The following is a 13,858-nucleotide window of genomic DNA, read 5'->3' on the forward strand; positions in this document are numbered from 1 at the left end:
TCTGCACGACTTGCAGCTTGAACTCCGCGTTGAATGTTCGTCTTTGCTTCTTGGTCATATTTCTCGTCCAGGTGGATTCCACCTATCGAGGTGTCCGGGGGAATTAGACCAGCACAGTGATACCCAAAGGAATGTTGTGCTCAACCATTTCCTTAAACTCTCTGGGCGAATAGGCCTTCCGATGATTCACGATGCGCCAAGCTTCGTAAGCGTCACGAAGAGCAGCACGGCGAAGGAACTGATCTTGTGGAACCAAATCGCAGACTTCATGGATGAATTCTTCGACTGGATTGGCACTCATACGCCACTTTTGCATATAGTGGTCGTGAGCCTTCGAATAGGAAAATTTTCCGTTCTTCAGCAGACGCTCAGCACCCTCCAATGCCCACTGGGCAATACCTGGAAGTTCATTTTCCAAGATACGCTTGGCAAGATTCGGATCCATACCAAGCCCCAGCTTCACGCGGCTATTAGGGAACACGACAACAATCCAGCGCTCATAAAATGCCGCAGTATGGTCATTGGTAGTGATCATGTGGTTGGACATGAAGATGTGTGTCGCTTCATTTTTAAACGTGAACGGCATCTTCGCTATTGCACGCCCCGTAAGCGAATCTAACCCTGTTACGCGCTTAAACACAGCAGCAGGAATAGTCCGCCCCATTGAAAGCTCACCCACCATGTTTAGGCGAACTCCGGCCAACTTAGCCAAGTAGTACTCTTCATCCCAACGGAATGGATCAATGGATTCCCGATACGTTTCCGGGACCAACTGCTCCAGTATCGTCCCCATCGTTCCCTTCCCTGAACGACCAAATGGGTCATGGAAAAGAACGGCTTTTTGCTGACTTGCCGTCAGACCAAACATGACCGCTCCTGCAATCTCTTGCATTAGTGCTAACTGTTGCACTTCCTCTTCTGTATCGTTTGAAGAAAAAGTCTCCCGCAAAAACTGTTTGAAGCGCGGCATGTCCATCTTCCGGGGTGTGAAGCTAACCCGGAAACGTTGTTTGTGCGCGGGCGTCAAAGGCATCTTGCTGAAAGTGTCGCCGTTCGCCTGAAAAAATTCATCTCCGCAAGCCAAGCCGATGGGCGCACTCCCAAAGTTGGAATCAGCAGCTACAGAGACGACGAGGCTGGCAATACTGTTGTAATCGCCCCCTTTTTTACACAGATCTTTTCCGTCGTGCAATTCCGTAACCAACTGCACTAGCTTAGTGTGCGCATACGGGACCCATAGTGAACTGGGAGCATCCACCGAATAGAGTTCCCCCTCGTGGCGAATCGGAACGTGAACATCAACTGTCAAGTGCCGATGGATGTCCCTGGCATAGCAGTTATGAGTCGGTTTGACCTCCAACTCAGTATTAGGAAGTACGCGAATTGCTCTTTCTAGATCGGTCCAGCTAACACCGAACTTTAGCTTCTTGATCTCTGACTTAGCGCGCTGAAAGTTGGCTTGGTCAAACCTCTTCAAACGAGAAAATGCCGAGAGCACATCATCGGCAAAGAGCATTCCGGTATCACCACTACCCTTCGCAAGCTGGATAGCACCCATGACGACACGTTGAGCTTGCTCCGTCCGTTGGGATTTCGAATCACCAGTAGCAGAGACCTCCTTTAGATATGGTGTGGACTGATGATCCCCAACAATAGGTCCAAGCTCAGATTGGCTGGAATGCTCAGAGCCTACCAAAAGTACCTGACCAAGGGCATTGCTCGGATTCGCGATAGTTAGCACGGTGTCCAGATCATTGCCAACCACGTCGTTGCAAACAGCGACCGTCAAAGTTGTTGGTGGGGACAAAGGAGCGACCGAAGCGGTCACGTCGGAGATATTGGAAAAGTTAGACAAAGTGAGATAGACCTTAAATATAAAAAATTACTGACAGGTACCGACCAGTAGTGCACGACAAAACGACAGTGCAGAACTGACCAGCCCTGGTCCAAAAAACGACCTAGGAACTGAAACTAAAAAATTGATCGAAGCTAAAAATATTGACGAATAGCAAAACCTCCTAAGCAACAGTTGAACAACAAAAACGATAACGAAAAATTCTCAGGGACCTTCATGAAGCAAGTTCATGAACGAAACACCGATGTATGAGATATCTCATGTATCGGCAAACAAGCTGGCGTTGCACCAGCGCGCTATTCCCAATGGGTTTAAAGGAAACGAAGGCATCAAGTGCCAACATTTCCGTGCCTGACTCGAATGACTCCGCGCCAAGGATTGCAACCTTTACTGATCGGAGACCAGTGATCCGGATGCGGGGCGTATGTTAAACCAGCGCCAGCAAAAATCTCAAACTATTTCAGATATTTTTATGACGTTTTTGCACTTGAAAACCGGCAACGTACCCCAATCGCGCACGCTAGAAAAACTTCACTGAACCGCCCTTTCCAACGCTAGAAAATTCCTTTTCGGTGAAGCATGGGTGCGGCCTACACTGACCGCATCAATCGACAGCGGCCAGAATCGCATCCAACTCCGCATGCTCAGCCATGTAGGCTCTCAAGAGATGGAATTGTTCCGTGCACATCTCCGAGAACTCCGTGTTCAGCGAACCCGATAGCAAGCTATAGGCGTACAGGCAGCAGGTGATTCCGAAGGCATCCGCAGACAGATCGCCCTCGAAGCCGTTGTCACAATTGACCCGCAAGACACCCTCATGGTCAGGTGCCATATAGAACGCACCATTGCTCAAGGTGTAGTAGTGCCAGTAGCCACCGTCATAGTCCACCGACAAGCTCCCTGCGGTGTCGAAGGTGAAGGACTCTAGGTAGATGAAGCGTGCACCGAATAGCCTAGCGACGAACTTGCCGCGCTGTGAATCGGTCAAAAGCTCACGAGATATCAAAGAGGAAACGGTCATCAAAAACTCCTTGGTTGAATTGGTGCCTCCCTCCATTCCCCTGATTCCAGACGTAGCAATGCCTCTGCACAAGGCAGAACTGAGCAATCTCAGTGGTCAAGAAAAAGGGGAAGGAGGAAGGCTAGAGAAATAGCAATATGACGGTGAGCGGCGCGTTAGCCATCCATGGTCCGACCGCCCTGCTCATGGAGAAAGTCTGCGATGTCATCGCTTGATTTCCTTCTCAAGCAGGTACAACAGCACACGGATGCCGATGATGGCGAACAGCACCAACAGGACGGTCCCAGGGAAGAATGCACACAGGATTGCAATGACCACTGCGGCGATCCAGCGACTTCCATAGGGAACACAGGCAGTCAGGCAGAAAATGACAGTGATAGCGGCGATGGTTTTCATCAAGATCCTTTTTTTGAGGGAATGGGTCGGTTTTTGGTCGGCATTGCACCAACCACCGGTACGAGAAAATAAAACGCCATGTGCTTCAACGGCTTAGAAGCGATGGCATTGCGTGACCATGGGAAAGACACTCCCGCCCAGGAGATTTAGGCGGTGGGTTTGGCTTCTTTGGGTGTGTTCACGACTGGTGATACCGCGACCTTCACAGGTGGCGCTTTAGAGGCAGGTGCCTGCTCTGGATCCAGATCTACCCCCGACTCCACCAGCACCTTGACCGAGGCCATGAAGGCTTCAGAGGGGGTGCGGATGTATTGGCGCGGGTTCTCCGTTGAGCGGGCAACCAAGCCTTCCTGTTTCAGCGCCGCCAGCACGAATCCAGCGGTATTGGCCGACTTGCCCTTGCAGACAGGCTGTATCGATACGCTGCTGATCAGGGTCTGCTTACCCAGAGTGCGTTCTATCTCGCTGACTGCAATCCAATCGTTGCTATAAAAGCCGCCTCCGCTGTTCCCATAAATCCTGAACAACACCTCCGCGTTGGCCCGGTATCCGACGTGGTACGTCAGAGTGGACTTAGCGGATAGCGTGGGACAGGTGGCAATTTTGAGAACTCTGGTGGAGGTGGATCCTGCTACGGTGGTGGTTTTCGATTTCATATTTCATTTCTCCGTTGGTTGATGGTGGTTTCGAAGGCCTATGTCCTTCATTACAGATACGCGGTTTTCCTCAGTTTTTGATACATGCCGGGAGCACCCAGGGGGATGGATCCAGCAAGCCAGATCACTATGCAAGGCCCAGAAACAAAAAAACCACCCGAAGGTGGCTGTTGGTGGTGATGTGTCATGTCTCATGGGATAGATACCTCTGGTGAACGAACCGCGTACTGTCGGCACATGGCTAGCAGACCGGGATCAATGCCCCCGACCTTGGGAATGAACACTTCCACGCCATAGCCATCGTCACTGAGGACAAAGACCATTTCGTAGCACCCCTTGTGTTCCTCGATGCATTCAAAGCTTGGGCGAAAGCCTTGTTCACCGAAGCGCACTCCATCGAACCGGTTAGCCAGGACCGGGAAGCCCAGTTGTGCATCGAGCACATCCACACTATCCCCAACCTCCAACACGACGAAGAACCCGTGGATATTCGGGTCGTAGGGTTCGTCTTCGCTCAACATGGCAAATCTGCAGGCAGCGATGGTAGCCATCTCCGTATCCAGAATCTGCACGGTCAACGCAGGGTCACGAATGACTTGCATCAGTGCCCTCCTCTATCAGGTTTCTCGTAATCAACATAAATACTCCTTTCAGAAACGAAAAAACGCCCAGGGCTGTGAACCGAGGGCGCGCTTGGGAGAAACTTTTCTACAAATACCAGTCTGTATTCCTTTCTTAAATTTATCTATCGCCTAATCACTAAAGCAGTTCGCTGGGCAACCTAGGTAGGGCAGAACGGAAGCACAAAGCCAGCACTCATTTTCATGAACTTAACTTAACTTAAAAACGAAGATATAGAGAATATTGATTGGCATGTAGTAATCAGGGATATTTAGTATCAAGCATCAATTAGTCCTACATAACAATTACCAAAACCCAATAATTCTCAAAAATGGCGCTCTAATTTTTTTGCCCATTTTTCACCTGCGGACTTGAAAGTATCGGCATAGTTTTTCTAAATAAAGTACAGATTGATCAAATGCCGTGACCAAGTGCCTGGACCCTTTCTAGGGCAACGTCTATTGGAAGCCTCCCCTTATCAACCAAGGACAGAATTCGAGCCGCTTGGGTACTATCCAAATTGCCTGCAATCAATGCATGGTTAACGCTTGCCTCCAAATCTCCACGAAGCGGGTCAGGGGAATCAGAGACACCTGCAAGCACTTTCAACCTCTTGCGCAGACCAGCCCGGATATGGTCTTGGGTGGCCCCCGACCTCACCAACCTGGAAATGCCGTAAGCGGCGGCGGCACCTGCTGCGGCAGCACCAATGACCCAACCAACAGGCGTTGCCGTCACGAAGACTCCGCCTAGGACACCGGCAAGAGTTCCTGAACCAAGCAGTGTGGTGGCTCCTGCAGCCCCAGCGGCGGCACCCGCAAGAGAGGTACCGGCGACGGCACCAGAAGCAATACCCAGTAGCTCACCGGCTCGTCCCACCTTATCCTTGCCCTGCAGGCTTGCTATTGCCTTGAGGGTGTCAGCTTTAGCGGCATCTTCGGGTGTGCTATCTGCAGGTCTGTCAGCACGATGATCGTGTTTCCCCTGATGCTCTTTCATTGGACGGCCTCAACATACTGCGCAACGCCCTCAAAGACACTCCTCAGCAGTTCAAAGAATTTTTCTACAAGGGCAGTAAGAACAGCCAGCGCGGAAGGTGACACATCGTTCTGAGTTGCAGCACCATAGCTAGAGCCAACGATTCCAAGCACCATGACCAGAGGGGCCAGGAGGGCTCCAATAAAGGGGATACCCGTTAGCAGATACCCCACTGCCAACCCAATTGCAGCCCCAACAGCGATACGCGGGTTTGCCAACAGGAAAGCAAATATGCGCTCGACGATGACTTTGCCGATCGCTATTGCGTGCCCTCCGATGACTTGCACTTGCTCCCATAGTTGATTTAGCCGGGTTAAGACCTCGGCAGGTATCCCCATCTTGGTTCCTTTGATGAAGAAGTTCTCAAAGCTCTCTTCGTCAACTTCGGCATTCAACAGCGTCAACTCCAAGAGTGCTGCTTTAGGGTTCATGCTTGTCAATTTAAGTACTCCATTAAAAGTGCCAACGGGTAGCAATCAAAAGTTCACGGGTTCTAGCTCCATCTCGGTAAATACTATTTATCTTGTCTCTTAGTGCACCGGCAATCCAGCATACAGTCAACAATGGCACCATCCTAAGGATGAAGTAAAAAGCAATTTTCCACCCACTACCACTTGAACCAGTATCAAGGGTCACTGCAAAACCGAACAACATCCACCGCAGAGTTAATACCGCAACCAAGATAGCAAGAACGCCGACTAGGATTCTTAATAGTCGAAGTACTCCAATTGAAAACCATGGAACCCCTGGCTCTTCAAGTTTTACTACTGCAACTGCAGGAACATTTCGTTTCGAGAAAAGGCTCCGCAGGAGTGCTATAAAAATGATGACTCCAAACCCTATTCCTAGTGCAATAACAAGCTTCATTGGCACCCTTCTAAAAGATAGCTAACTCTGCCTGGGATTTCTTTAAAGCACCTCCAGAGCGAAAGATCGATCAAGAAGCACTCACCAAAAGAAGCCAAACGGACTCTTCTGATAGGTCCCCAACTTGATACGAAACTCCTCGTCAGTCATCAAGATGTAGCGAACGGTCTCCACCATTGCAACTAGGAATGGTATGAACAACCACCAGCAGGTAGCCAAATAGACGATTCCCCAGCCCCAAGATCCCAGGTAAAACTTATGAGCACCAAAGCCACCTAGGAATAGTGCCCAAAGCGTAATTTCCGGTTTCTTCGGTCCTGTTTCGTTGGTCTTCCCCTGAGCAAGTGCACCATAGATATCAATAGCCTTTTCATTGCTTGCCTTGAAGTCGACCCAAGCACCACGAATAGGGGCATTGTTTCCATTCCAATCGGCTCCTACAAACTCGAACCGCTCCCCGTTTTCTGCGGATATGACCCCAGAATTTGTTCTAACTACATAATCCAAAATTTGACCACGCAAAATATTCTCCCTATTGTTTAAATTCTTCAATCCTCACACTCCCTCATTTCTGCATTACACAACTCCTATTGAAAAAATTAAAAGATGAAATATATTCAAAAAATCACTTGAAAAATAATTTTAGCCAGAAGTAACGAAAACTGCACCACCTATTTCAGATTGGCAACAAATATAGGAGACCTCACGCCTCCTGTTTAAATAGACAGGAAAATCGTTACTCGTCAATATAAATAATTATTTGAAGCTATGTCAGTTGTTATGCGACATCGAGCCTGAACCAAAAGTGCCGAAAGTCAGGCGTGCGGCCCTGCCGATGGTGCAGGCACCCACTGACAATTTGGGGCGTTGGGGGTGACATACTGACACTATAGTCTCTGGTACTATAGTAGTGAAGTGCGCACCATCAAAGGATGGGCGTAGCAGAAGAACACTTTGGCAAGCAGGTTAAGAAACTGCGCATTGCCTGTGGGATCTCGCAGGAAGAGCTCGCCCATCGAGCTGACATCCACACCTCGTATGTGAGTCAGCTGGAGCGAGGGAAGAAGTCACCTTCCTTTGGTGTGATTCTTCGAGTGGCGCTGGCGCTGGGCATGTCCGGCGCAGAGTTGGTTAGGGGCGTTGAAGAATCGATGGGCGCTCAGCCCTGTTGACGTAGATGGCAAATGCGGAACGATGTCCTCTATCTCGCGCTGCTCATTGATGGAAGGTGGGGGCTCTTCCACCTAATAGCGTCACATCACGTTGCCAACACCGAAACCACCGTGCATGTGGTGCTAAACAGATGCCTAGTGAAACAGCGAGCAAATCCTTTGCCCCGCCCAAACTCTCATACTTTGCAATGATCTACGAGTAGACGAAAGAGTACGTAGGCGCAATACTGCAAGTCAAATTTCGAGGAGATTTGCATGAGCACAGTGAAGGCGCGATCTCTGGCGGAGCAGATCAACGATGAAGATCGACTGGAAATGCGCATGGCATTCAACCTCGTCATCAAGATCGAGCAGTCATCAAATAGTCTGGGCGACGATACAAATTTCAGCTCCTTGGCCTCTGCATACGCTCAAGCTATGGGGCTGTTTACAAAGCGGATTGCCTCTGCGGCCAGGCCCACAGCCAACTACCCTCCGACTGAGTCATTGTGTACTTACCTTGATCGGTTGTCCGACGAGGATGAGGACTATGCTCCTGACGACAATGTCACTATGCCGCCGTCTGATTTAATGGATAAATTAAGGCTCATTAGTCCCGATCAGTTTTCCGATATCGATGCGCAATTTGATGCAGGCTGGAGCAGGGAAGAGGTTTTTGAATACTTATTAAATCAAGATCAACTTCCACCAGAACCAGATTCTGCTCTGACAATGCAAGTCCAAGGAGGATAAGCAACGTCTATTCTATCGACCAAGCAAGATTTTTAGATCGACCGATATTGAATATTAATATTTTTTAAATCCAACAATGTCAACTTATTTCAAATGTACTTAATTGTAATTTAACACCTTCCCACGAACGAATCCGCCGATTTGCAAAATCAGAAATAATATTAAACCGTGCTAAAGATGTAGACTCGTCCAAGGTTGATAATTCAGAAATTCTCGCGCAGCCTATACTATTAGTTGACGTTCCTAATCTTAATCCACTGTCAAACGTGACAATCCATCGATCATGGACAGGATGAAGACCATCTGTCTCTTTTCCTATAACGATGATTTCTGTATCAGGTGGCGAAACATCGCATAGTTCGCGCCATGCCGTATTGAAACCGGCTTCATGTAAACCTGTAGGTATCTCTTTTCGAAGGTGATCGCGACTTGTAAGAATGCGTAGTGTTGAACTAGGTGCCATTTCGGCAATCTTATGTACAACATCTAAGTCTTCAGGTCCAAAAAATGGGTCAGATATAAAAATTTCTTTCCCGTCATTTTTGAAAGCCCAATCACCTATAAATTTAAACACTGCATCTCTGTCACCCGGCTTTATGATGCCATCAGAGGTAAAACTAGACTCGGACATCTTTGAAGATTGCACACCAGCCAATGCTAAAACGAGCTCAGCAGAGTTACATGCCCCAAGGTGAAAATTGGAAACTAATTTCAACCCATTAGAATTCGGACCAATTTTTCTTACAGCATTCTCTATTATCCAACTCCAAATCGGATAAGAAGTATTAATTTGAACTGATCCTGCATACGCGAATAAATTCCGAAACTCATCCACTGGGCGCGGAATTATTCTCCCTCCATTTAAAGATGCGAGATTACTTCCGCATAAATCAATTAGGGAGTCAGTATCGATTGAGGCATCCAAAATATCTTTTGGATTTTCTGCCGCTTCTTTTTGAATTTTTCTTAGATTTATTTTTTTCAAATGCTCAGCTTTTTTAAAGGTACGAGCCTCATCCTTATCGGCCTGTTCAATTAATTTCTCAGCAAAATCTGGATCCATGTTAAAGGCAAGATCTAATAGCTTCTTCTGCTTTTCAAACGCGCCATCCTCATCAGGCATGGCCTTTGTTAGTACCAAAGCCTCCTTAACGAGTGCCGAAGCCAAAGTCTTATCCATTGATTCAACTAGTTCAGCGACCCACTGATATCGCTCAACCTTATCAACATCAGTTGGTATTTCTTCAAGGTCATTCTTTACATCAGACAGCCAAGTCGGGAAAAAAATTATTGTTTTGGGACGTGCACAGACTGAAACAAATGTAGTGACGATCGCCCTATCAGAAATATTTGATATATTGCGCGCCTGAGCATATAGCAAGACCCACTGCTCTTTAGTTACAGTCAAACCAAGTGTCATACGCGCCTTATGTATATGCGCGATTGCAGCCAACTTAAATCCATCATGCCTAATATTATTGCTATCGGGCAGAGTCCTATCGACGATTTTCTCCAATGAAAGAAGAAAATCAGCAACTTGATTTCGTCTTATTAAATTTACATTTCGTTTAGCGACAAGACTTGCGGTCATTTCTCGAATTATATGGAAAATTAACGAATCCATCGTCATAGTTTGCAAAATACTAACTATCGTAGCGGCATCGTCATTGGTTAAGTCATACTCCCAGTTATCTGGGGTCTGATATGCATCAGAATCTGATTGTTTCCGCAATAGAACCTTGCATATATTACCTTTCGCACGATCCCTTCTCGACTGCTGAGATATTTTTTCAATCCTCAAAATAGCCGATGCATTATGGGTTAAAAAAAGCAATGGGGCAGCATCAAGAATCAACGACTCTTCAATGTATTCATTATTAACAAAAGATTCATCAAAAAACTTCAATACATAAGTCTCACATATTCTTTTGCTGATACTTCTTTTTCCAAAAAAATAGAACCTCAAACCCAAATCGCACCACAAAGACATTCGATCCTGAATAACGGGAGCAGAATTAATTAATTTAGCAACCCTTAAAAAATCAGCATCATTTAAATCAAGGTCATCAGAAGCAAGTGACCCATAACATCTAACCAATAGATTTAAAATTTGATTCAACACAAGAGTAAAATCTCTTGACATTGAAACTCTGTTCTTCTCTTCTGTAGAAATATGATCAAGCCAAATTACGGCGAGCGGCTTATCTATTTTTGCGATGTCGCCAACAAAATAATATCCGACATCAGTTCTAACCCAGTCAACCATGATGGACGACCAAATACCCTTCATCTCTAGAAGTAACTCCTCAGCTTTATCTCTGTTACTATAACAAATAGCAAATATTTTGTATGCGGCTGCAATAGCTTGAAATTTTACATTTGCTATTCTTATATTTCGCCAAAGTCCAATAACACCTAAATTTACATCAATTACCTCTTTTCTTTCGCAATGAATTGCTATCGCATGCATTAATTTTACTATTTCAATACTTCTTGTTTTTTCATCTTCTATGCAATTAACTGCCTTAATGAGAACTCCAGGTTGAGTTACATAAATTTTGCTTGTGACAATTTCCCGAATAAAAGTGACGTAACCCCTATCGCGGCGCTCTTCAGTGTTGAAGCGTGAAATTAAATTAAAAGCCAATTTCGTATCTGCTCTTGCTAGTGCATATATGGCGCTTTTTGCAGCCTGATAATGATCCGCCGATGAAATTAATAGGGAATCTATTGCGGTCATCAGACTTGCCGTAGTTTGACTAACCAAAGAAGTTTTCTTCTCGAATTCACTGGGATTTGGAAGCTGTTGTAAAGAGTAAAGCATCCAAGAAAAACAAGCCGCTCTAACACTTGGATCTACGACATCCTCGATCTTCATAAACAACTCTAATAATGAAAGCTCGGTCTCATCCCTCAAGTATTTATATTTAACACGTTCCAACAACATTTGAAGACGAACAGACTCCGCATTTGTCCCCAGAAACAGCTTCGTACCAAGCTGTGCTTCAATCCTATCAACTAAAGTCTTGGATATGGCATCGTCTTCAATATAGGGAAGAACTACAGCTATGGCACGCAAATCTTCGAGCCGAGGTGAACGACTTAGATCCTTCAATGTAATATCAAGCGCCTTATCTGCAACCTTCCATGAGTTTTTATCTTTTCTTCTTCTTGAAATCCATTGTTTTAATACAACCAGTTTATTACTCAATTCGTTAGTTTTCTCAAGTCCAACGAGTAATTGATCGACAGAAAGCCTATCAACGATACCGCCAAGAGCATCAATAAACATCCGATGGTAATGCTCCGACATTTTCATCTCAACTGTTCCCAAAGATTTTTCCTCGGGAAGCGACTCTTCAGAGCTCGATTTATTTATTTTATTGTCAAGTGAATTATTCTTTTGTGAAACCTCTTTTTGTTCGACATTGGCTCTATTGAAAAAATCAATTGCAGTATCAAAATCCACAACCAAAAGATCGCAAGCAATTTCAAATGCGAGATGTCCCAGCGCTTTTGCATCAATCTCCAGAAGAAGTAAGCCAACTTCTTTAGATATTTCTGTTTTTATAGCAAGCTTTTCATCGTAAAGAAACTTTGCTGTGGCAGCCAACAACTGAAGCTTCTCTTCATTCGTAGGAGCGATGAACGCAAGTTCAATCGCACGCTCAACTTCCCCCAACTTAATTAATGCACCAATTCTATTTTTCGTCCCAACTGAAAATGTTAGTCCACTAATAACACTACCATTTAATGAAAATTTGGCTTGTGCCGATTCATCGTTACTTTTCTTTGCGGCGGAAAGACCCAAATCAGAATCGCCTTTTAACAATCTCAATGACTTTTGAGAAGTTAAAAGTTTGCAAAAATGAGCATTATCCAATCTCTTTATTAAATCGCCAAAATGTCCTGCACTCATTAACTGCCCTGGAAGATAGCGAACTGCATCAAGCCCATCAGGATCCTTCAAAAGCTGAGAAATAAATTCTTCTTGTATTAATGATTCTTTATGCGATAGTTTTTTCCTTAAAAAACTCCTTTGATCATTCGACCTAATCGATATTAATTGACTTTCCACTGCCAATTCAATCACTCTACATTTCTTCACCTTATCCAGCAATTCAATACAATTTAATTCAACAAGCTCGCTTAACTGCAACAAGGAAAGCTGTCTATTCGAAAATGCAATGTATGCCAAAATATTATGTGTTACTTCATCCGCTGGAATCAAACTCCATTCGAATTCCATAAGATCAGTTGCTGCATTTTCTTTCTTTTGAAGAAGCTCATCAACTGATGCGCCAGACTCGATTAACCCTTTAAATTTTGAAATCAAACCAATCGAACCTCCGCAAATTTTCCGTATATCAGTTACGTCTTTTGCTGTAATATTTTTATTATCTAAAAAGTAAGCGGTGGCTTCCTCAACTCCAATCTCCATTAGAGGAACTGTTTTGTATTTATATTTATCGAGATTTAATGATGGCAGCAATTCAGGTGACCCTGAAATTAAAAACCTAAACTCCCCTTGATTCATTGGAAATAGTTTTAATATTTCATCGCGTAAACGATGTTCTGCAGTATTTGGATCGCTTAATCCATCCAAAACAAATGTAATAGGATTTGCTCTTGCTTTTCTTTGGAGTTGATGCAGTAATCTAGTAAATGTCTCGGGGTCTACCGAGTCAAATTTTGCAGGTTGTTTATTTATTATCCAATAAATTTGCTCACTCAGAGCCAGTCTCACATACTCAGGAGAATAAAAAAATATATCACCAGGAGAGAGAAATACACCCAAAGATGTAAGCAAATTTCTTCTCATGTAGTTCGCAAGAAATTCACTTTTTCCACTAAGCGCGTTGCCTTCTAAATACGCAATATTGGAGGCCTTAGAAAATATATTTTGTATATGATTAAACAAACTCTCTCTTGGTAACAGGGGGCTGGGCTGCTTGGGAAAATTCCTGCAAAAATCTTTTGTGCCCAAAACATCCTGAGCATCAACTGTTATCGACATATACATTTCCTTACGTTTAACTATGGGTATTTAACCAGCTATTCACTTTTTGTGTAAAGTTTTTCTTGAATTCATGCTTCATATTTATGATAAAAATTGGCAGTCTCCAGCCTCGCTTGGAATAGTTGTTTTTTAGTTGATCAGCCGTAAACCTATCGTTTCCACTTAACCTGTTTTAAACTTTTTGTGTTAGATATTTTTCAGAATCAGCATGAACAACAAGATGCTTCGAACACGAAAAACTGTCTCGGAGCATTCTTAGAACTAAGCTTTTGACTTCAAGAATGTTTATGTCGTTAGTTAACATTGGCCTAATTTAGGCCGGCATCAACTTGCTTGGGCATCAATCCGCAGTGAAAGTAGAAAAACCGGAATTGTGGGCAGAATGAGAAAAAGACCTAAAGGTTCATCTCCGAGAATTTCATAGAGGTTTTTGATGCAAGTTATTGCAAATTTCCCGGCTAAATTGAAGACCAACAAGAA

General features: G+C 44.8%; 11 protein-coding genes. 2 read left to right on the top strand and 9 right to left on the bottom strand.

The genetic code is table 11. The features are described from left to right. Nucleotides 1–103: 103 nt before the first annotated feature. The 8 genes from AC097O_RS22550 to AC097O_RS22585 form a co-directional block, all read right to left on the bottom strand. A complete protein-coding gene (locus tag AC097O_RS22550; protein WP_479595204.1) occupies nucleotides 104–1,855 on the bottom strand; it encodes a DNA primase family protein in 1,752 nt (583 codons plus the stop codon). Between the two features lie 604 nt (nucleotides 1,856–2,459). Continuing rightward, on the bottom strand, nucleotides 2,460–2,876 hold the full coding sequence (locus AC097O_RS22555) for an antirestriction protein (RefSeq protein ID WP_479595205.1): 417 nt from the start codon (nucleotides 2,874–2,876) through the stop codon (nucleotides 2,460–2,462). A gap of 204 nt (nucleotides 2,877–3,080) precedes the next feature. Further along, nucleotides 3,081–3,272, bottom strand: a complete 192-nt coding sequence (locus AC097O_RS22560) for a hypothetical protein (protein ID WP_479595206.1) — start codon at nucleotides 3,270–3,272, stop codon at nucleotides 3,081–3,083. A gap of 146 nt (nucleotides 3,273–3,418) precedes the next feature. Continuing rightward, entirely contained in the window at nucleotides 3,419–3,928 is a 510-nt protein-coding gene (locus AC097O_RS22565; protein ID WP_479595207.1) for a hypothetical protein, read from the bottom strand. 191 nt (nucleotides 3,929–4,119) lie between these two features. Next, complete coding sequence (locus tag AC097O_RS22570; RefSeq protein ID WP_479589289.1) at nucleotides 4,120–4,530, bottom strand: hypothetical protein; 411 nt, start codon at nucleotides 4,528–4,530, stop codon at nucleotides 4,120–4,122. A 1,014-nt stretch (nucleotides 4,531–5,544) separates the two neighbouring features. After that, nucleotides 5,545–6,018 carry a hypothetical protein gene (locus AC097O_RS22575; protein ID WP_479595208.1) on the bottom strand — a complete coding sequence of 158 codons (474 nt, stop codon included), beginning with the start codon at nucleotides 6,016–6,018 and terminating at the stop codon, nucleotides 5,545–5,547. A 22-nt stretch (nucleotides 6,019–6,040) separates the two neighbouring features. Next, a complete protein-coding gene (locus AC097O_RS22580) occupies nucleotides 6,041–6,454 on the bottom strand; it encodes a hypothetical protein (RefSeq protein ID WP_479595209.1) in 414 nt (137 codons plus the stop codon). A gap of 81 nt (nucleotides 6,455–6,535) precedes the next feature. Next, nucleotides 6,536–7,006: a TM2 domain-containing protein gene (locus AC097O_RS22585; RefSeq protein ID WP_479595210.1), complete on the bottom strand. Its 471-nt coding sequence runs from the start codon at nucleotides 7,004–7,006 to the stop codon at nucleotides 6,536–6,538. A 380-nt stretch (nucleotides 7,007–7,386) separates the two neighbouring features. Here AC097O_RS22585 and AC097O_RS22590 point away from each other — a divergent pair, with 380 nt between their 5' ends. Both AC097O_RS22590 and AC097O_RS22595 read left to right on the top strand, forming a co-directional pair. Then, nucleotides 7,387–7,626, top strand: a complete 240-nt coding sequence (locus AC097O_RS22590) for a helix-turn-helix domain-containing protein (protein WP_479595211.1) — start codon at nucleotides 7,387–7,389, stop codon at nucleotides 7,624–7,626. 255 nt (nucleotides 7,627–7,881) lie between these two features. Then, nucleotides 7,882–8,358 carry a hypothetical protein gene (locus tag AC097O_RS22595; RefSeq protein WP_479595212.1) on the top strand — a complete coding sequence of 159 codons (477 nt, stop codon included), beginning with the start codon at nucleotides 7,882–7,884 and terminating at the stop codon, nucleotides 8,356–8,358. A 79-nt stretch (nucleotides 8,359–8,437) separates the two neighbouring features. On the opposite strand, the gene AC097O_RS22600 is transcribed toward AC097O_RS22595, so the two are convergent. Further along, the gene (locus tag AC097O_RS22600) at nucleotides 8,438–13,375 is read right to left on the bottom strand and encodes a hypothetical protein (protein ID WP_479595213.1); all 4,938 of its coding nucleotides are present in this window, start codon (nucleotides 13,373–13,375) and stop codon (nucleotides 8,438–8,440) included. Nucleotides 13,376–13,858 lie beyond the last annotated feature (483 nt).

The sequence above is a fragment of the Rhodoferax sp. LS1P39 genome, from assembly GCF_056521425.1.

Coding starts and splice junctions, on each gene's coding strand:
- AC097O_RS22565 (WP_479595207.1), bottom strand. CDS start 3,928: ATGAAATCGAAAACCACCACCGTAGCAGGATCCACCTCCACCAGAGTT.
- AC097O_RS22555 (WP_479595205.1), bottom strand. CDS start 2,876: ATGACCGTTTCCTCTTTGATATCTCGTGAGCTTTTGACCGATTCACAG.
- AC097O_RS22590 (WP_479595211.1), top strand. CDS start 7,387: ATGGGCGTAGCAGAAGAACACTTTGGCAAGCAGGTTAAGAAACTGCGC.
- AC097O_RS22570 (WP_479589289.1), bottom strand. CDS start 4,530: ATGCAAGTCATTCGTGACCCTGCGTTGACCGTGCAGATTCTGGATACG.
- AC097O_RS22580 (WP_479595209.1), bottom strand. CDS start 6,454: ATGAAGCTTGTTATTGCACTAGGAATAGGGTTTGGAGTCATCATTTTT.
- AC097O_RS22575 (WP_479595208.1), bottom strand. CDS start 6,018: ATGAACCCTAAAGCAGCACTCTTGGAGTTGACGCTGTTGAATGCCGAA.
- AC097O_RS22560 (WP_479595206.1), bottom strand. CDS start 3,272: ATGAAAACCATCGCCGCTATCACTGTCATTTTCTGCCTGACTGCCTGT.
- AC097O_RS22595 (WP_479595212.1), top strand. CDS start 7,882: ATGAGCACAGTGAAGGCGCGATCTCTGGCGGAGCAGATCAACGATGAA.
- AC097O_RS22600 (WP_479595213.1), bottom strand. CDS start 13,375: ATGTCGATAACAGTTGATGCTCAGGATGTTTTGGGCACAAAAGATTTT.